This is a genomic window from Paenibacillus lautus (assembly GCF_050482385.1).
Taxonomy (GTDB): domain Bacteria; phylum Bacillota; class Bacilli; order Paenibacillales; family Paenibacillaceae; genus Paenibacillus_AQ; species Paenibacillus_AQ lautus_B.
Genome location: NZ_JBCNHV010000022.1, coordinates 322,336 through 340,791, shown reverse-complemented (window position 1 = coordinate 340,791; position 18,456 = coordinate 322,336). Strand labels below are relative to the sequence as shown.

Annotated in this window: 22 protein-coding genes and 1 riboswitch; of the genes, 15 read left to right on the top strand and 7 right to left on the bottom strand. The window is 48.2% G+C overall.

From position 1 onward, the window contains the following. Positions 1-60: 60 nt before the first annotated feature. The 5 genes from ABEW73_RS26965 to ABEW73_RS26945 all read left to right on the top strand — a co-directional run bounded on the left by ABEW73_RS26965 (position 61) and on the right by ABEW73_RS26945 (position 4,724). Complete coding sequence (locus ABEW73_RS26965; RefSeq protein ID WP_430163627.1) at positions 61-780, top strand: Cthe_2314 family HEPN domain-containing protein; 720 nt, start codon at positions 61-63, stop codon at positions 778-780. A gap of 121 nt (positions 781-901) precedes the next feature. Next, positions 902-1,048, top strand: a riboswitch (SAM riboswitch). 107 nt (positions 1,049-1,155) lie between these two features. Next, complete coding sequence (locus tag ABEW73_RS26960; RefSeq protein ID WP_430163624.1) at positions 1,156-2,172, top strand: methionine ABC transporter ATP-binding protein; 1,017 nt, start codon at positions 1,156-1,158, stop codon at positions 2,170-2,172. Continuing rightward, the gene (locus ABEW73_RS26955; RefSeq protein ID WP_430163621.1) at positions 2,172-2,840 is read left to right on the top strand and encodes a methionine ABC transporter permease; all 669 of its coding nucleotides are present in this window, start codon (positions 2,172-2,174) and stop codon (positions 2,838-2,840) included. The genes ABEW73_RS26960 and ABEW73_RS26955 overlap by 1 nt, the downstream gene beginning before the upstream one ends. A gap of 66 nt (positions 2,841-2,906) precedes the next feature. Then, complete coding sequence (locus ABEW73_RS26950; RefSeq protein ID WP_430163619.1) at positions 2,907-3,749, top strand: MetQ/NlpA family ABC transporter substrate-binding protein; 843 nt, start codon at positions 2,907-2,909, stop codon at positions 3,747-3,749. A gap of 201 nt (positions 3,750-3,950) precedes the next feature. Beyond that, the gene (locus ABEW73_RS26945) at positions 3,951-4,724 is read left to right on the top strand and encodes an SDR family oxidoreductase (RefSeq protein WP_430163616.1); all 774 of its coding nucleotides are present in this window, start codon (positions 3,951-3,953) and stop codon (positions 4,722-4,724) included. A 191-nt stretch (positions 4,725-4,915) separates the two neighbouring features. Here the strand turns inward: ABEW73_RS26945 and ABEW73_RS26940 are convergent, their stop codons facing one another. Beyond that, on the bottom strand, positions 4,916-5,161 hold the full coding sequence (locus ABEW73_RS26940) for a NifU family protein (RefSeq protein WP_006212609.1): 246 nt from the start codon (positions 5,159-5,161) through the stop codon (positions 4,916-4,918). 82 nt (positions 5,162-5,243) lie between these two features. On the opposite strand from ABEW73_RS26940, the gene ABEW73_RS26935 reads away from it, so the two are divergent. Next, on the top strand, positions 5,244-5,492 hold the full coding sequence (locus tag ABEW73_RS26935) for a YuzB family protein (protein WP_430163613.1): 249 nt from the start codon (positions 5,244-5,246) through the stop codon (positions 5,490-5,492). A gap of 51 nt (positions 5,493-5,543) precedes the next feature. On the opposite strand, the gene ABEW73_RS26930 is transcribed toward ABEW73_RS26935, so the two are convergent. Further along, entirely contained in the window at positions 5,544-6,602 is a 1,059-nt protein-coding gene (locus tag ABEW73_RS26930) for an NAD(P)/FAD-dependent oxidoreductase (RefSeq protein WP_098748870.1), read from the bottom strand. A gap of 157 nt (positions 6,603-6,759) precedes the next feature. Then, a complete protein-coding gene (gene mqnE / locus ABEW73_RS26925; protein ID WP_098748869.1) occupies positions 6,760-7,866 on the bottom strand; it encodes an aminofutalosine synthase MqnE in 1,107 nt (368 codons plus the stop codon). A gap of 392 nt (positions 7,867-8,258) precedes the next feature. Between mqnE and ABEW73_RS26920 the strand changes: the two genes are divergently transcribed. Then, a complete protein-coding gene (locus ABEW73_RS26920) occupies positions 8,259-8,618 on the top strand; it encodes a HesB/IscA family protein (protein WP_076324840.1) in 360 nt (119 codons plus the stop codon). A 173-nt stretch (positions 8,619-8,791) separates the two neighbouring features. Here the strand turns inward: ABEW73_RS26920 and ABEW73_RS26915 are convergent, their stop codons facing one another. Next, the gene (locus ABEW73_RS26915) at positions 8,792-9,001 is read right to left on the bottom strand and encodes a hypothetical protein (protein ID WP_098748868.1); all 210 of its coding nucleotides are present in this window, start codon (positions 8,999-9,001) and stop codon (positions 8,792-8,794) included. A gap of 221 nt (positions 9,002-9,222) precedes the next feature. Here ABEW73_RS26915 and ABEW73_RS26910 point away from each other — a divergent pair, with 221 nt between their 5' ends. Further along, positions 9,223-9,885 (top strand): YheC/YheD family protein, encoded by a 663-nt coding sequence (locus ABEW73_RS26910; protein ID WP_430163610.1) that lies wholly within the window; start codon positions 9,223-9,225, stop codon positions 9,883-9,885. A gap of 298 nt (positions 9,886-10,183) precedes the next feature. Next, positions 10,184-10,327, top strand: a complete 144-nt coding sequence (locus tag ABEW73_RS26905; RefSeq protein ID WP_098748866.1) for a sporulation histidine kinase inhibitor Sda — start codon at positions 10,184-10,186, stop codon at positions 10,325-10,327. Between the two features lie 196 nt (positions 10,328-10,523). Here the strand turns inward: ABEW73_RS26905 and ABEW73_RS26900 are convergent, their stop codons facing one another. Then, entirely contained in the window at positions 10,524-11,525 is a 1,002-nt protein-coding gene (locus tag ABEW73_RS26900; protein WP_430163608.1) for an NAD(P)/FAD-dependent oxidoreductase, read from the bottom strand. A gap of 478 nt (positions 11,526-12,003) precedes the next feature. On the opposite strand from ABEW73_RS26900, the gene ABEW73_RS26895 reads away from it, so the two are divergent. Then, positions 12,004-13,197, top strand: a complete 1,194-nt coding sequence (locus ABEW73_RS26895) for an NAD(P)/FAD-dependent oxidoreductase (RefSeq protein WP_076324836.1) — start codon at positions 12,004-12,006, stop codon at positions 13,195-13,197. After that, on the top strand, positions 13,198-13,458 hold the full coding sequence (locus ABEW73_RS26890) for a hypothetical protein (protein WP_430163605.1): 261 nt from the start codon (positions 13,198-13,200) through the stop codon (positions 13,456-13,458). 70 nt (positions 13,459-13,528) lie between these two features. On the opposite strand, the gene hemQ is transcribed toward ABEW73_RS26890, so the two are convergent. After that, entirely contained in the window at positions 13,529-14,278 is a 750-nt protein-coding gene (gene hemQ / locus ABEW73_RS26885) for a hydrogen peroxide-dependent heme synthase (RefSeq protein WP_098748863.1), read from the bottom strand. Between the two features lie 250 nt (positions 14,279-14,528). On the opposite strand from hemQ, the gene ABEW73_RS26880 reads away from it, so the two are divergent. The 3 genes from ABEW73_RS26880 to dnaI all read left to right on the top strand — a co-directional run bounded on the left by ABEW73_RS26880 (position 14,529) and on the right by dnaI (position 17,520). Further along, positions 14,529-14,828, top strand: a complete 300-nt coding sequence (locus ABEW73_RS26880) for a YuiB family protein (protein WP_430163742.1) — start codon at positions 14,529-14,531, stop codon at positions 14,826-14,828. Positions 14,829-15,027: 199 nt separating this feature from the next. Continuing rightward, positions 15,028-16,533, top strand: coding sequence for a helicase DnaB (locus ABEW73_RS26875; protein ID WP_430163602.1), 1,506 nt, complete (start codon positions 15,028-15,030; stop codon positions 16,531-16,533). Between the two features lie 33 nt (positions 16,534-16,566). Beyond that, positions 16,567-17,520, top strand: coding sequence for a primosomal protein DnaI (gene dnaI, locus ABEW73_RS26870; protein WP_430163599.1), 954 nt, complete (start codon positions 16,567-16,569; stop codon positions 17,518-17,520). Between the two features lie 119 nt (positions 17,521-17,639). Here dnaI and ABEW73_RS26865 read toward each other — a convergent pair whose 3' ends face one another. Beyond that, positions 17,640-17,795 carry a hypothetical protein gene (locus tag ABEW73_RS26865; protein ID WP_006212594.1) on the bottom strand — a complete coding sequence of 52 codons (156 nt, stop codon included), beginning with the start codon at positions 17,793-17,795 and terminating at the stop codon, positions 17,640-17,642. Positions 17,796-18,046: 251 nt separating this feature from the next. Between ABEW73_RS26865 and trxA the strand changes: the two genes are divergently transcribed. Next, positions 18,047-18,364: a thioredoxin gene (gene trxA, locus ABEW73_RS26860; RefSeq protein ID WP_430163596.1), complete on the top strand. Its 318-nt coding sequence runs from the start codon at positions 18,047-18,049 to the stop codon at positions 18,362-18,364. Positions 18,365-18,456: the final 92 nt, after the last annotated feature.

Genomic DNA, 18,456 nt, shown 5'->3' with positions numbered 1-18,456 from the left:
ATTTTGGCAAATAGCGATCCAAGAACCAAGGTTAATCTGATGACGCGAGGGGGTACCGCCATGCTTCGTATGTTACTTGGGGAACAGCCCCGGCAAAATAACGGCCTGCTTGAGGTAGCCATCGAGTCGATGGTCAAGACAACCCGGCTGCTGCAGAAGGAAATGGAGAAAAATCAGGATCCGACGCATGACTTTCGCAAGCTTGAGATTTGGACCCGGGGGCTGATCGTTTCCCTGGATGAGCTGGAACAGAGCTGGAATGCGGCCAGACATTTCAGTCAGTCGATCCAATCGGGTTACATCGATGACATGTCGATTCAGGAGCAAGGGGAATATCAACGGTATGTGTATTTTTACAAAAACGGCTTCATTCGCGTATTCTCGATTCTTGACAAGCTGGGGACGGTTTTGAACGATTTGTACGATCTTCATACCTCCAAAGTGAAGGCGCATTTCTCATATTTTACGGTCCTGCGGCAGTTTAAATTCCTGAAGGCGCACGGAGAGCTGGCCAAAGAGCTGGAAGCGATCAAAGATCGTTACAAAACGCCGCTGAACTCGCTCCGGAAACGGCGCAACGCCGAAATCCATTACATGAATTCCGAGATGCAGGATGATTTATGGCAGCGTCATCAAGGGCTGTCGGACAAAATCGAGCTGGAGGATATCGGTCAGCACCTGGACGAACTCAAACAGGGCGTTGATATGGTATGCCGGAGCCTGGCGGCTTCGTATAAATATACAAACGAGCTTTGGACGAAAAATGGAGTCAGGGCCTAGGCACAAAATCGCCATGAAATTCCTTTTGACAAAAACCTGAAAAGAATCTATACTAACTATTGCATTCATTAAATGTTATTAAATCAGATCAAATTAATCGGAAAAATTTCATATCGATGTTTTCTTATCGAGAGAGGCGGAGGGACAGGCCCGATGAAGCCCGGCAACCGACTCCAGCGTATCATTGCTTAACGCAATGACGCATGGAGTGACATGGTGCTAATTCCTTCAAAGCTACAGGATATCCTTTAGCTTTGACAGATGAGAAAAGGCGTTGACTTTTACGTAAAGAGAGCCCTTTTTGATTCTACAAAAAGAGGCTCTTTTCTTTTGGGTAAATAGATATGAGGCTATGGAAAAAGGAGGATTATCGGATTGATTGAGCTCAAGCAATTGACGAAGCAGTACGGAAAAGCCCGAACCTTAACAACTGCGTTGTCCAAATTGGATTTGTCGATTGAAAAAGGAGAAATTTTCGGAGTGATCGGACATTCCGGTGCAGGTAAAAGTACATTGATCCGTTGTATCAATTTGTTGGAGCGTCCCACCTCGGGCGAGGTGTGGGTGAACGGTAAGAACTTAACGTCGCTTGGCAAGAAGCAGCTTCAGGCGGAACGCCGCAAAATCGGCATGATTTTTCAGCACTTTAACCTGCTGTCTTCCGCTAGCGTGTACGATAACATTGCATTTCCGCTCCGTCTGACCAAGACGCCGAAGGATGAAATGGAACGCAAAGTATCCGAACTGCTGGCTTTGGTCGGCTTGGAAGCGCATCGGGATAAATACCCGTCCCAGCTATCAGGCGGTCAAAAGCAGCGGGTCGGCATAGCCAGAGCGCTTGCAAGCGATCCGGAAGTGCTGCTGTGCGACGAAGCGACTTCGGCGCTTGACCCGCAGACCACGGATTCGATCCTGCGCCTGCTGCTGGACATTAACAAAAAGTTTCATCTAACGATCGTACTCATTACCCATGAGATGCACGTGATTCAGAGTATATGCGACAAGGTCGCAGTCATTCATCAGGGCGGCATTGTGGAGCAAGGGCCGGTAACGGAAGTGTTTCTGAAGCCGAAACATGAAGTGACCCAGGAATTTATCCGGCAGGAGATGGACAGCGGCGAAGCTTTCCGTCTGGCCATTCAGGGCCAGGTGAACGGACCTTCAAGGGCGGTGCAGATTACGTTCCTTGGATCAAAAACTTACGAATCGATTCTGTCCCATACCGTCCATGAGACGGGCGTGAATTTTGCGATTCTGCAGGGCACGATTTCCACGATCAAAGAAACGCCGTACGGCCAACTCATTGTCCGTTTTGAAGGGGCAGAGGGCGCCATTGAAGATACGATCCGGAAGCTGCTTGAACAAGGATTAGACGTGGAGGTGATTCATTAATGTTCGAACTCGATTTTACCCAGATCGATTGGAAAGAAATATGGACGGCAACCTTGGATACCCTTCGGATGCTGGGGGCATCGGCATTGTTCAGCTTCATTATCGGACTACCGATTGGCGTGCTGCTCTACATGGCCGCTAGATCCACATCCGGCCTCGTACGCTTCGGTTACTCGATCCTGTCGTTCATTGTGAACATCCTGCGTTCGATTCCGTTCATTATCCTGATCGTTGCGATGATCCCGATTACGAAATCGCTTGTGGGTGTTTCGTATGGCGTGCTGGGAACCATTCCACCGCTCGTGATCGGCGCGGCACCATTCTTCGCCAGACTTGTGGAAACCGCCTTGAATGAGGTGGACAAAGGGGTCATTGAAGCGGCTCATGCCATGGGCTCCTCGACAGGCCAGATCATCTGGAGGGTTCTCCTCCCGGAGGCTCGTCCGGGCTTGCTGGCTGGGATGACCATCACGATTGTAACCCTGGTATCGTATACCGCGATGTCCGGTCAAGTCGGCGGCGGGGGTTTGGGGGATTTGGCCATCAAGTATGGGTATTACCGTTATGAGACCGAGATCATGATTCTGGCCGTTGTATTAATGATTGTACTGGTACAGCTGCTGCAAATGGCAGGAGATCGTCTGGTCCGACATTTTACAAGAAAATAACGGGATGGATGAGGCATCAAGGAAGACAATATAAAAAAATATATTTTCGGAGGGAGAGTTTTTAGAATGAAAAAATGGACATTGGCATTGATCAGCTTGACATTGGTTACGGTGCTGGCTGCCTGCGGCAGCAAGCCTGCGGATAAAGCCGCTGAGCCAGGGGGAACAACAGGAGGCGGCACTCAAGAGTCCGTAACCTTGAAAGTAGGCGCTTCGCCTTCACCTCACGCCAAAATTTTGGAGCATGTTAAACCAGCCCTTGAAAAAGAGGGCGTGAACCTGGAAATCGTGGAATTCTCGGATTATGTTCTGCCAAATACGCAAGTGGACTCCAAAGAAATCGACGCGAATTTCTTCCAGCACAAGCCTTACCTGGACAACCAAATCAAAGAGCGTAAATTGAATCTTGAATCCGTAATCGCGGTTCATGTAGAACCGCTGGGTGCTTACTCCAAAACGATTAAATCTGTGGATGAGCTGAAGGACGGAGCTGTTGTAGCTATCCCGAATGATCCTTCGAATGGGGGCCGTGCACTGTCCTTGCTATCCAAGAATGGCATAATTAAGCTGGCGGATGAAACGAAACTTGAAGCTACCGCTAAGGATATCGTGGAAAATCCGAAGAACCTGGAGTTCAAGGAAGTTGAAGCCGCCATGCTGCCGCGTATGCTGGATGAGCTGGATCTGGCTGTCATCAACACGAACTACGCGCTTGAAGCGGGACTGGACCCAACAAAGGATGCGCTCTTTATCGAAGACAAAGAGAACCCTTATGCCAACCTGCTGGTAGCTCGTCCGGATAACAAGGATTCCGACGCCATTCAAAAATTGGCGAAGGCACTGACTTCCGAGGACGTGAAGACCTTTATCGAAGAAGAATACAAAGGTGCTGTAATTCCGGCATTCTAATTCTAGGACCAAAGGGTCGATGATGCTGTAGATTAGTTCATCGTATCCGTGAAGAGAGGGCATTATTCAAAAGACCGTGGGTCTTTATGGATAAACCCTTTCTTTTTTTGTGTGGTGGCCATCTATGCTGGGTTTCAAGTTGTTAGGCCCTATCAAATCTTTTATACTGAAGGAAGGATATCCATCTGAGGAGGGAAAGCCTTGAAGGGAAAAGTGGCGCTGATTACAGGCAGTGCGACAGGTTTGGGGAAAATGACGGCGCTGTCGTTAGCCCGGCAGGGATGTCATTTGGCTATAAATTATGTAAACAGCAAGGATGAAGCGGAGGCGCTCTCCCGTGAAATCGAGGGGTTTGGCGTGAAGTCTATGGCGATTAAAGCCGATATCGCCAGCGAGCGTGAGCTGTATTCATTGGTGGATCAGACGGAGGAGCAGCTCGGAAGCGTCGATATCCTGGTGAACAACGCGGGCCCGTTCATTCGGGAGCGTCGTCTGTTCTCAGAGTATAGCCGCGACGAAATCGTCCATATGGTGAATGGCAATTTAACCGGCGTCATGCTGCTGGACCACCGCGTTCTGCCTGCCATGCGGGAGAAGAAGTGGGGACGCATCATCCACTTTGGATTCGGACATGCGGGAGAAGCCCGCGCGTGGCCTCAGCGTTCAGCCTACGCGGCTGCTAAAGTGGGCCTGGTCTCCTTTACGAAGACGCTTGCGGTGGAAGAAGCACCATATGGAATCACTGTGAATATGATCTGTCCGGGGGACATCCGCGGAGCCAATAAAGAGAAGACCATCGATGAAGTTTCGGGCATTCAAGATGGGTTGACCCCGCGCGGACGATCGGGAAGCGGGGAGGACATCGCCAGGGTGATCGAATATTTATGCCTGGATAATTCGGATTTCATTACCGGCAATATCATGGATATATCCGGTGGGCTGGACCCGATCCGCCCGTTGATTAAGCCGGAATAACCTAAAATACCCCCACAAAGTGGAGTCTATGCTTCGATGCTTATTCCAAATACTTTGCGGGGACCCCAAAACATATAAACGCGATTAAAGAATGGCTTACGCTTCGCTGAAAACTTATACATGCTTTTATCTCAAAAAAAAGAGTCTTGGTTCCACGAGGGAAACCAAGACTCTTTATAGTTAAAGAAGATTTAGAATACTTGAACTACTTCTTGAATGCCTTCTACTTCTTCAACCAGGGCGCGTTCAATCCCTGCCTTCAGAGTAATGGTGGAGCTAGGGCAGCTACCGCATGCACCCATCAATTTCAGCTTAACGATGCCGTCTTCAACGTCAACCAGTTCCACGTCACCGCCGTCGCGCTGCAGGAACGGACGAAGTTTATCAAGCACTTCAGCCACTTCATCATATACAGTGGTTTGCGTGTTTTCACTCATCTTGTTCAACTCCTTTCCTCCCTATATTATAGTACATAAACCGGCAAAATAAAATGCCAATCTTAAGGCAGGTCTAATCACAATGTCCATTATCATTGAGTTTTGCACAAGCAATTCCTATTTCGGCACGGATAAAGTTCTACAGACGCTTGAAGTCAAGTATGATTGTCAAGTCATCGAATACGGCTGCCTAACCAGCTGCGGCCAGTGCTACCTGATGCCCTTCGCTTATGTGGATGGCGAATGGGTCGAGGCCCCCACGGCTGAAGAGCTGCTTGACGTTGTCATACGCAAACTGGAAAGCTTTCAGGACAGCGAAGAGGAAAGCTGACGACTGGCATATTACGTTAGGATCTACAACCCGTCTGCAGCCTGCTCAGTGCTAGTAGTGACGCTTGGATTTCCAGAGAACGCCGCTCTTCAATATCCTTGGTACCCGGCCCAGCACCGAAGTGCTGCCCATGAGTCCAAAGCCTGCATGTTTGCCAAGGGAGCCGAGGGTTCCCTTGAGCTTCAGCGGAGATACCTTTGGTGTATCATCCCGCCATAAAGCTTTCATGACATGTCCCACTTGCTCGGCTTGAGCCCCGGCCGCTTGCGCGCTTGGGACAAACGGGAGGCTGGCGCAGTCGCCGATCACGTACACTTCCGGATGGGATGGAACCTGATACCACTCGTTTAGCAGAATGCGTCCGCTGCGGTCTTTTGGCAGATCCAGATCCTGTACGACCTTTACGGGCTGAATGCCCGCCGTCCATACAGCCAGGTCGGTTGCGATTGGCACATCCAGATTGTATACGGCATCCTTCTCAACTCGGGATACGGAAACGCCGCTGTGGATATCCACATGGTGTTCCTCAAACCAGCGATGAATATAAGCAGACAAACGGTTAGGAAAAGAAGAAAGTACCCGTTGTCCTCGGTCCAAGATGGCGATATTAAGGTCAGGCCGGCTTTCACGAAGATCGGCAGCGAGCTCGATGCCGCTTAAGCCTCCGCCAATGATATGAACATGACCATAAGGTCTGAGGTTGTTCAGGTGCAAATAGGTTTCCCGGGATGCAGAGAAAGATTGCAGGCTGAACGTGAATTCTTCAGCGCCCGGTACTCCGTGGTAACGGTCCGTACATCCCAGAGCAATGGCGAGTTGATCGTATTCCACGGGATCGTTGTTCGTCAGGTTAACAAGCCTCTTCTCTAGATCAATGGATGTGACTTCACCATATACAATTTGGAGGCGGTCATACACCGGGAATTTAACACGAACGGCGGTATCGGCCACGGTGCCTGCTGCCAGCGCGTAATATTCGGTTTTGAGTCCTTGGTATGGCATGCGGTCGATGAGCACGACCTCCACGTCCGGAGGAAGATAGCCGCTGAATAATTCTTGAATTAGGGCAAGACCACCATAGCCTCCGCCGAGAATGACGAGCTTTTTCATAAATTTCTTCCTTTCTCAAGAGATAAGAAGGTGAGCGCCGATTCGCAAGAAAAACGCCGCTAGAAGCGGCTTAGGTTACCCACGCTATATTATCTCTTTAACCTGTTTTCCGTTTTTTGGAACGTCTCTCGTTTGCTTAATTCCCTGCTGGTAAGATTTATTCGTAAACCTTGATCTCGTTGTAGAAGGTATCGCGTTCAACCGGAATCCGGCCTGCGCCTTGGATGAGCCAGACGAGCTCTTTGCGTGTCAGCCCTTCCGGTGTTAAAGCTCCCGCTGCATGGCTAATACGTTCCTTGAGGATCGTACCATGGACGTCGGAAGCGCCGAAGCTGAGAGCAACTTGAGTTAATTGCGCCCCGATATTAATGAAGTACGCTTTGATGTGATCGATATTATCGAGCATCAAACGGCTGATGGCAATGGTTTTCAAATCTTCGTAGGCCGAATTGCGGCGCATGATGCCTGCATTCTTATTCTTCGGCTGCATGGATAGAGGAATGAATACCATGAATCCGTTCGTTTCATCTTGAAGATCCCGAATTTGCAGCATATGGCGGATCCGGTCCTCGTGGCTCTCGATTGATCCGTACAGCATGGTGGTGTGTGTCTTCATGCCAAGCTTATGCGCGGTACGGTGAACGTCGAGGTATTGATCCACGTTGGCTTTGTCCACCTTCATCTTCTGACGATATTGGTCAGACAGAATCTCGGCGCCGCCGCCTGTTAAGGATTGAAGACCTGCTTTCTGCAGTTCCTGGAGCACTTCCTTTGTGCTAAGTCCGCTAATTCGAGTGAAGAATTCAATCTCCGCCGCCGTATACGCTTTTAGCGTTACTTCTGGGAAACGCTCGTTCAATGCCTTCAGGGAATCTACATAGTACTGGAACGGCACATGGTTATTATGTCCGCCAACGATGTGAAATTCACGAATGCCGGGATGAATATGCTGCTCGACATACTCAATCATCTCAGCGCCAGAGAGGGTATAGGAGCCTTCCTCGCCTTGATCTTTTCGGAAATTGCAAAAAGCGCAGTAGGATTCGCATACATTCGTGAAATAGAGACTCATGTTCTCAATGAAGTAAACTTTTTTCCCGTTCTTGCGCAAATTTGCTTCATTAGCCAACTGCCCGAGGGTCAGCAGGTCATCGGTTTGGTACAAATACACACCGTCTTCAAGATTCAGGCGTTCGCCGCTTTGGACTTTCGCAACGATCTCAGCCATTCTCTGATCGGTAAATGGTGTCACAATTGTGGACATGTTCAATCCTCCTGTTCACACTTGATCTGCTTAGAAGATTCTGCAGAAAAAGCGATCATAAAGTGAATCACTCCCCTAAGGGAACGGTCCGTTTATAGTGGTATAACAACAAGCATCAATAATGGGCTGAATAAATAAATAAGTTTGTGAAAAAATATACAACTGTGGACCAGCCATAACCTTTGCCGCTTTTTAGCTGAGGGATGTGACAATTATCCAACAGTTGCCGCCCATGTTCCTTCCCTATTATAAACCTGACCCCGCGGGGTAGCAATACAAATAGAGGAATTGAAAATAGGTTATTCATTACGTATCAAAAGCCATCATAACAACCTTGAGCGAATTCGCGAAGAGGAGTATACTTAAGGAGTGAACGAAAAGGAGGGTGACCTATGATTACAATCAGCGACTCAGCTGCAGAACGTTTGAAAGAAATGCTTGCTGAACAGGAAACGCCCAATATGTTCCTTCGACTGGGTGTCACTGCCGGCGGTTGCAGTGGTTTTTCATATGCAATGGGCTTTGACGATAATGAAACGGAAGCTGACGTATATATGGATCTGCAGGATATGAAGGTCGTTGTTGAGAAGGACGATTTGAAATACCTGAATGGTCTTGAGATTGATTTTGAGGAATCCGGCATGACTGGCGGCTTCACCATCCACAATCCGAACGCCACCGTAACGTGCGGCTGCGGTTCGTCATTCCGTACGGCAACGGATGCGGGCAAACCGAACGAGGAGCCTTGCTAATAAGAACTCTCTCAAGGGTTAAAGCCTGAGTCCAACAGTGAAAGACCTCTCCCGACAATCTTGTCGGAGAGGTCTTTTTTGCGTTATCGGGAACATCCGCTATAGCTATATGAAACCAAAAAAGCAGCCAACTCCGCGATAAGGGAGGGCTGCTTTTTTTGGGTTCTTCCTATTCAGACCGGGAAGAAGAAGGTATCATTCAGCATCAGCACGATCATGCCGGCGGCCACAAGCGAAAATACGATGCAGCCCGCTCCGAGCCCTCTGCGCTTATCCTTGATGAACTTGAAGCCCATGGCAAAGATAAGAACGGTTACGGCTGCAAGGGCAATCGACATGCCGACAATGGCGATCCAGTATAAAACTTCAAACAATGCTGCCAAGGTGACAAAGCCTCCTTTATCGTTATCCAAGGTGATGGATTTATTACGGACAAAGCTCTGTTCTTACTATACGATAGATCACACCATTTGCAAAGGGAGGCTGCCTTGAGGCCGCAAGAACCCCAATTATTAGGCATACCATCACGGACAATCATCCAAGACAAAGTGCGGATAGGGGAATAGGATAACGTATGTCATGAATAAAAGGAGGCGAAAGCAGCATGGCGGGAAGACAACTGGCCAGCAAGTGGTTGAAAACGGAAGCGCTGCTGACCGATCCGCAGGTTGCTCCCTACATTCCGGCTACTCAGTCGTATGGAGGGGATACCCTGGTCTCAATGCTGGCCGAACACGAAATGGTCGTGATCAAGCCGATTGTAGGAACCGGTGGTAACGGAGTCATCCGAATACAGAAAGACGGAACGGGATATTTGGTAACCCATAAGAGGCGTACTGTTCATGTAGATACATTGAATTCCCTGTTATACGTACTGAGCAGAATAAAACTGAGACGGCGCTACATGATACAGCAGGGTATTCATTTGGCTAAAATTCAGGGACGTCCGCTGGATTACCGTGTAAAGGTGGTCAAGAATCGAGGGAGATGGGAATTCCGGGCCATGCTTGGGAAGCTCGCGAGTCCAGGGCTTTTTGTGACGAATATTTGTAAAGGAGGGACGCTGCTTCGTTGTGGTCATGCACTCCGGCTGTCACTGCCCCATATTAATGCGAAGGAAAAGCGCGATGAAATGCGCCAAGTAACCAGACAGTGCATTGGAATACTGGAAGCCCGTTTTCCAGGGATCGGCGAACTGGGATTTGATTACGGATTAGACAATGAGGGCAAGATTTGGATTTTGGAGGTTAATACAAGACCAAGCTGAATTTTTGTTTAATATTCCCAAATGCAGCCGTTTATATGATTTTTTAATAGGGTAATAAAAAAATAACCATAATCTACCGATATTATAATTGATCAATTTTTTTTATGGTAGATTTCCCCCATATCCTGTGTATAACATTTATCCCCATAATCCACTTTGATATGACCCTGTTTTTTACACTTACCAACAAATTATACACAGGATTTCCACAAGAGGTTGTGGATAAGCGAACAGTTGTTCCGCTTTGGCATGTCTGATATGATAGATTCAGGAAATTTGAGGAAGGGGTGTGAGAGGGATGGCTATGTTGACGGATGAAATGCTTCTCGATTCCTATCATATGGCTATTGAGTTGAAGTTGGAGCGAGAGTTCATCACTCTACTGCTAGCCGAAATTCATAAACGGAACTTGGACACCGATTCCGGCAGCATCCTGCATTAATCAGATTTTTCGTATATAGAATAGATAACTTACGACATGATACGTATATAATGTGGGAGCTTTCAACCAAGTTCTACATATGGTTTGAAGAATAGAAAAGGTATCTTCGATTCCGGGGCGGTGCATACCCCCTCGGAATGAAGATACCTTTTTTTCTATGGATATAGATGTAAATGAAGTTAAAATCCGAACGGCTCTACAATTTCATATTACTGCTGTGGCCCGGAGCCAATCTGGCCTCAGGATCGAAGTAAACTTTGGCATTGTTTACAGCGGTAGGTGCTTCGCCAAATCCAACAGCGATCAGTTTGACCTTGCCCGGATAGGTGGTGATGTCGCCGGCTGCAAAAATACCCGGGATACTTGTTTCCATACGGGAATCTACCACAATGGAGTTGCTTTCGATGGCGATGCCCCATTCGGAGATCGGACCGAGGGAGGACACAAACCCGAAATTGACAATGACATCGTCCACTTCAATCTCTTGCGTCTCTTTGGTCTTAATATGCGAAAGCGTAACCTTCGTAATGGTATCATCACCATGCAATTCGGTGATCTCGGTTGGCGTAATGATGTTCACCTTCGATGCCATCAGCTGTTCAACACTATGCTCATGGGCACGGAATTTGTCACGGCGATGAACCAGTGTAACCTGCTCGGCGATCGGCTCGATCATAAGCGCCCAGTCTACCGCAGAGTCGCCGCCGCCGCTGATGAGAACCTTCTTGCCTCTAAAGCGGCTAAGATCGTTGACGAAATAATGAAGGTTGGACTTTTCGTATGCTTCTGCCCCTTCAATCTCCAGTCGACGGGGTTGGAACGCTCCTACACCGGCTGTAATGATGACAGCTTTGGCGTGGTGTTCACCCAGATTCGTTTTTACGACAAAATGACGTTCTTCGAGTTTTTCCACAGCCTGTACTTTCTCTTCAAGACGAATGTCCGTTTTAAAGAGCTCCATTTGAGCAGACAGATTGTTCACAAGCTCTTGAGCGGTTACTTTCGGAAAGCCTGCTACGTCATAAATATATTTCTCAGGATACAGCGCAGCCAATTGGCCTCCAAGCTGAGGCATGCTCTCGATAAGTTTTACCGAAGCTTGGCGCATTCCGCCGTAAAAAGCAGCAAACATACCTGCAGGTCCGCCACCGATAATCAAAAGATCCGTCATATTGCTGTCTTGTGGCATCGTTGTCATGCGGTAAGCACCTCCATAAAATGAGTTTATATTCGAATCAGACAGACGTTCTTGTCCGGATAAAGCTGATTCATGAATTCCTTTCCTATTATAATCGCCCCGAAGCGGCATGAAAAGACGAGAATCCAGTTAAAATACCTAACATTGGAATGGATGCGCTTACTTAGTAAGTAGGAGGATAAATGCCGGAATTATTTGGACATTATATGGCAAAAAAAATCTTGATATTTGCATAGTTTATGCATATGATTAACGTGATAACTTGTGTTCATTACAGGGTAGTCCCATATATTATCAACTGCAGCAGCAGTAAGGAAACTTAGTGTTTCAGCTGTTTTTGAACCTTAATGAACCTTCAGGTCAAATGATGAAACGGGCTCTGATAAGGGCTCTTCTCTTTTTTTGGATGCATTTTCACAGAATGTTAACATGTGTACCATACTGTATATATAAAGAGTAAGCTGGAAGGAGCAATAGAATGAGCAGCATACCGAAGATCGTAATCCTTGGCGCGGGTTACGGGGGCATATTGACAGCGCAGCGGCTGCAAAAAGAGCTGAATTATAATGAGGCCGATGTTACATTGGTGAATCGCCATGATTATCATTATATTACAACGCATTTGCATATGCCGGCAGCAGGAACAGACAGCATTGAGAACACCCGGGTATCCATATCCAAGTTGATAGACGAATTCAAAATCGACCTGGTCAAATCCTCGGTTCAGGAAATCCGCCTTCACGATAAGAAGGTTATTCTTGAAGATGGAACGTTATCCTATGACTATCTTGTCATTGGACTCGGCGGAGAGCCGGAAACCTTTGGCATTCCAGGACTCGCAGAGCATGCGATGACGATCCGAAGCATCAACTCGGTACGATTGATTCGTGAGCATATTGAGTATCAATTTGCTTTATATAAAAATGAGCGCAGACCGCAAGAGCGCATTAACTTTGTGGTTGGCGGGGCCGGATTCAGCGGCATCGAGTTTGTAGCCGAGCTGGCGGACCGCATTCCGAGACTATGCAAGGAATATGACGTGGATCCGACGCTGGTGAATATCTATAATGTTGAAGCCGCGCCTGCCGCGTTACCTGGGTTTGCACCGGAGCTGGTGGAGTACGCCATGAACGTTCTTGAGAAGAAAGGCGTTACCTTCAAGATGGGCATTGCGATTAAGGAATGCCTCCCAGGGGGTGTCGTTCTGAACAATGGTGAAGAGATTAGAGCGGCAACGGTGGTATGGACCGGCGGCATCCGTGGGAACCGTCTGGTGGAAGCAGCCGGTTTCGAAACGATGAGAGGCCGCGTCAAGGTGGATGAATATTTGCGCGCTCCCGGATATGAGAACATTTATATTATCGGCGATAACTCCCTGATTTTTAATGAGGAAGGTAGACCTTATCCGCCGACCGCTCAAATGGCGATGCAGCAGGGTGTGTGTTGTGCCCAAAATATCGTTGCGGCGATTCGGGACAAGTCCATGCGCAAATTCGAGTTCCATAATAAAGGCACGGTTGCTTCCCTCGGCCGGGGCGAAGGCATTGCGGTTGTCGGCGATAAGAAATATCAGGGATGGAAAGCGGCTCAGCTAAAAAAATTGGTTGATCTGCGCTACCTCTTCATTATTGGAGGGATTCCGCTCGTCCTGAAAAAAGGTAGGTTTCTATAAATGAGACACTGCAGCGTTCAAGTACGGGGGCTGCTCACAAGAGATGAGCTGGATCGTTATAACGCGCTGATGGAGGTCGGCTCCTATTTGGAGTCGCAAGAGCGGTACGATCTGGCTTACACCATTCAGCAGGAGGTCGACATTCTCATACTTCCTGCTATTGAGCGGCTCAAGGATAAGGGACGTGCCCGGGACCGGGCGACGGCTGAATATCTTGAAACCTTGCGCAAGCAAGAGCAAAATATGGACGACAGTGAGTAATAGAAGAAGGGATGCTCTCATGGAAGAGAGCATCCCTTTTTTGTACATGTTATCTATGCGTTAGAAGGAATTATACCTTCATTAAATCTGTAAACGAAGCCTGATCGAGCAGGTTGCCAACATAGAACGGACCAAACTCGCCGAAACGCGCACTTACCTCGTCAAATCTCATTTCGTACACGAGCTTCTTGAACTGAAGCGCGTCGTCACTGAACAGGGTTACGCCCCATTCCCAATCGTCGAATCCAACGGAACCGGTGATGATCTGTTTGACCTTGCCGGCATATCCGCGGCCAATCATCCCATGGCTCTTCATCATGGATTTGCGTTCATCCATGCTCAGCATGTACCAGTTGTCCGACAAATCCCGCTTTTTGTTCATCGGATAGAAGCAAATATGCTTTGATTTTGGCAGAGCCGGCTTCAGACGGGCAATGACATGCGGATTCTGCATCGGATCCTCATCGGAGGAGCCGGCCAGGTAGTTGCTCAGCTCGACAATGCTTACATACGAATAAGCCTTGGTGGTGAACTGGGCAAACGTTGTTTTGTTAAAGGCGTTCTCGATCGCGTTCAGCTCTTCCAGCGTCTCGCGCAAAAGCATGAATACGAAATCGGCTTTCTGACCGACGATGGTATATACAGCGGTACTGCCTTTCTGGGCAGCTTCGACGGCATCCCATTCCTCGAGGAACGCATTCAGCTCGTCCAGCGCAAAAGCACGTACTTCTTCATCTGCAGCTTTCCAGGCCGGCCAATTGATGGTGCGGAAATCATGCAGCGCATACCAGCCCTCAAGCGTCATTGCAGCTTCGTTCATGTGATCACTCCTAAACGTTATGTTCGTTATTATAGAAGCGGATGGCCGCTTGCATTAACTTCTTATATTGTACTGTAAGCGCAGTCGGAAGGGCAAACGCCGACACAATGATTTCACGATTGTTCGTTGATCTGTGACATTATTTTTAGTAAACTAGCTATTAGCTAAAGCTTGGTGTGCTGTTTCTTGCTGCAATAAAGTAGAATAGCTGCTACGCGTAGGTGATAAAGAAGAGGTGAAAACAGCGATCATGCTTCAATTTATTCCTGTGCTCGTGCTGATGATTTTGTTTTTTGTCATGATGTTCGGTATCGGTTTTATCCTCAATATGTTGATGAAGACGACTTGGTTTCCTTGCTATCTGTTCGTGATTGTCATTTTGCCGGTCGTTGTATACAGCTTGTGGGATCGGGGCCACATGTCGTTTTGGACTCACGTCGGATCATTCCAATTGGTGGATTACTTAACGGGAGTTGCTGGTCTGATTGGTGCCTACATGAGCGGATGGACCATTAAGACATTGCGTATTAAAGGCTTTAGAATGTTTTAACGCGCTTGGCGCAAATTGAATGTAGTGTTGATGGCGGCTCTGCAATATCTGGGGGCCGTCATTTATTATTTTGTGAAAGCATGCAAATGGTAGGCGCATGAATTCCAGAATTTTTGATGCGAAAGAACCGACTTCGAAACGACGGATTTATGATAGAATAGAGGAAGTCTATTTTTGGGCGACAGGGGGAGCATAAACGATGCGCATGACTAATTTTTTACATTTTACCGAGAACCACCGTTACTGCGTATACCGTGACTTCTGCTTAAGCGGCCTGGATGACAAAATGCTTGGTTCGATATATCAACCGATGGTTGGCGCGTTTGCGATCAGTCTGTACCGTCTTCTCGTATCGCATGTGCCGGTGGAGAAGGTGGGTTACTCGGCTATTGAACAGCAGCGAAGATTATTTCTGACATTAGGACTTGAGCCTAGTGAAAAAGGACGCCGCTTTCTCATCGAGCAAACCTCCAAGCTGGAAGCGGTAGGTTTACTGCAGACAAGCCGGATGTTTGTCCCGGAAACGGACGACCATATCTATGAATATGAGCTGCAAGCACCGCTCAGTCCAGCGGAGTTCTTCAACACCCAGCATCTGACGCTTCTGCTTCGCGACAAGGTGGGGAAATTCGCCGTTCTATCGTTAAGAGAAGAGCTCTGGAGCAAGGAACCCCATGAATGGTCCGGTATTTCCTTCAACAAGGAGAACATTTCGGTTCCCTTTTATGATATTTTTGAGCTGAACACGCATGTCATTGATTATGAACTGGAGCAAGCGCTGGAAGAGGTCGCGGTGTCACGAAAGTCCGTGGTGCCGCCAAATCCGCAAGGAGAGGGTCTGAACTATGCGGACATTATTCTCCGTTTCCCGCGTGAATCCCGTAATCGGGTCTTTGTGGAGCGTCTTCGCTACGACCATGAACAGATGGGCATTGTGAATTACGTGGTGCGCAAATACGATCTCAGCACGCAAGATTTATGCCGCCTGTTGGATGAGGACGGCATATTTACCGAGCATGGCGAGGTCGTGCTGGATGATCTGCAGCACAAGGCCAGCCTTCACTTTAGGCAGGGAATGAAGATGCAGGAGAAGCGGCAGATTACGGCGGGCAAGGTCGTTGCCCTGCATCAGGAGATGACGACTGATCCGGAAGAGCCTGCACAGGAGCATGCGGTAGAGATGGAATACTATGTAGAAGTTCCTGCCCAGTTCCAATCGAAATGCGATATTCACCAATATAATATGATGCTCCGCAACGAGCCGTATACCCGGCTGCTGCAGACCTTCTTTCCGGGCTCGGTCCCAGCGCAATTCCTGGACATCTTCGAAAAGATCGACCTGAGCTATAAGCTGCCGGGTGAAGTCATCAACGTGCTCATTCATTATTTAATGTCACTCATGGCCGCAGGCGGCGAGCAGCGCATCAACCGTAATTTCGTGGAGGCCATTGCTTCCAATATGCTGCTGAAGCAGATTAACAGCTATGAGAAAGCTGTTCAGTATATACGTGATCAAGCTAAGATGAAAGGCAAGCAGAAGGCAACCACACAACGTACGCGTACATACGCTAAAGGCGGAAAGGTGAAGCCGGAAATTCCAGTGGCTCTGGAGTCCGATCAGGCGGAAGCCGTATCGGATGAGGAATTCGAAGAAATGATGCGATTTGCGGCAGAAATGCAGGCTGGCAACAAGAAGGGCGGATAAAGAAATCCTGCTGAAGAGAGGAGGGAACAAGAGATGGAGTCCCTTGGTGAACTGCTGGAAAGCATGAAAAGTCCTGCGCTGCGGCGCAGAACCGAACAGATTACGGAAGATTTGCTTAGGAATCCTCTGATTCAAGCATTGCGGAGCGAATACCCGGAGATCGATGATCGGGTCATACGATTGAATTTAAGCAAACTGTATCAATATGCGGGAGATCAGGCCCACTGCAAGGCGTGTCCTGGTCTGGACCGGTGTCCGAATGATTTCCAAGGACATTTCAGCAAGCTGGATATCCAGCGGACGAACGGAACCGTGGAGATCTATGAGCGTAAGGCGCCCTGTTCCCTGCAGATTGCGAAGACCAATGAGGATCAGATCAAAAAACGGATTCGCAGCTTTTATGTCGATGAGCATGCCTTGAACGAAGGTTATGACAACATGGAGATTATGGCGAAGGACCGCTTGCGGGCACCGGCGGTGCACCAGGTCTTTAAGTACATCCGGGAAACGAAGGAGAATGGCTTGTCCCCGCGCGGTCTATATCTCACCGGTTCGTTTGGTACGGGTAAGACCTACCTGATGGGCTACCTGATGCATGAGCTCGCGAAAGCGGGCCATTCGGGCGTTATCGTGTATATGCCTGATTTCGTGGAAGATCTGAAGACGATGATGCAGGACGGCCAGAAGCTGAAGGACATGGTGGAGACGATGAAGCATTGCGATCTCCTGATCTTTGACGATATCGGAGCGGAGAATTTGAATCCGTGGGTTCGGGATCATGTCCTCGGTTCCATTCTGAATTTCCGGATGAACCGGCTGCCGACCTTCTATACGTCGAACTACCCGCTCGACGGGCTTGAACAGCATCTGAGCTTCACGAGCAAGGATGGGGAGGAGGCTCACAAAGGGCAGCGGTTGATGAACCGAATTGCGCCTTTTGTCGATGTCGTTCATTTATTCGGCGAGAACCAGAGAGGGAAATTCTAGCATGGCAAGCAAACTTCCTATGGACAAGCTTTCCCTGAATTGTAAAAAGTCTGATCCCGTTAGCGTATGGAACGCTGCAGGATCAGACTTTTTATTTGCGCACAAGGAGTCATCAATAATTAGCCAACCAAGAACTTGATAATGACGAATCCGAAAAAGATGATGGTCATGAAACCAAACATCCCCACGAAGCCCATCATCAAATCGCCAAAGTCATTGCGTGGTTCTTCATTGATGTGCTCCCGTGGATCGTTAACGCGTACGTTTACATCCATGGTGCTTGCCTCCTCAAAAGGTGAACATGCCGTGCCAACACGAAAAACTTGACAGTCACCCGACTTGTTACTGATAGTATACCCAATGCGCAAATCATTTGTAAAGATTGCATAAAAAACCCTTGAAATCCTCTTTCTTTAGGTGAGTATATTTCACTTTTTCCGACCGATTGTGGTATACTAAATTCGTCGACCCGTTCGACAATGATGTTCGTACTATATGTAAAATTATCCGTGAGGAGGAGAATATAATGGCTATCGTAAACGTTACCGATCAATCCTTCGTAAGTGAAGTGGAAGGTCAAGGAACGGTTGTAGTTGATTTCTGGGCGCCATGGTGCGGTCCTTGTAAAATGCTTGCCCCGATTTTGGAAGAGCTGTCCGCAGATCTTGGTGATGCTGTAAAAATTGCAAAGGTGAACGTGGATGAGAATCCGGAATCCGCAGCACGTTTCGGCGTGATGAGCATTCCGACTATGATTTTCTTTAAAGACGGCCAGCCTGTCGATAAAGTGGTAGGTTTGAACTCCAAAGAAGCCTTGAAGGGCATCATTGCAAAACATCAATAAGCAGGATGGGTCAGAGACTGCAATCTGCTTTCATAAAGCGCCTTCGGTGAAACCCGGAGGCGCTTTGTGTGGTTATTTATAATGGTTTATAT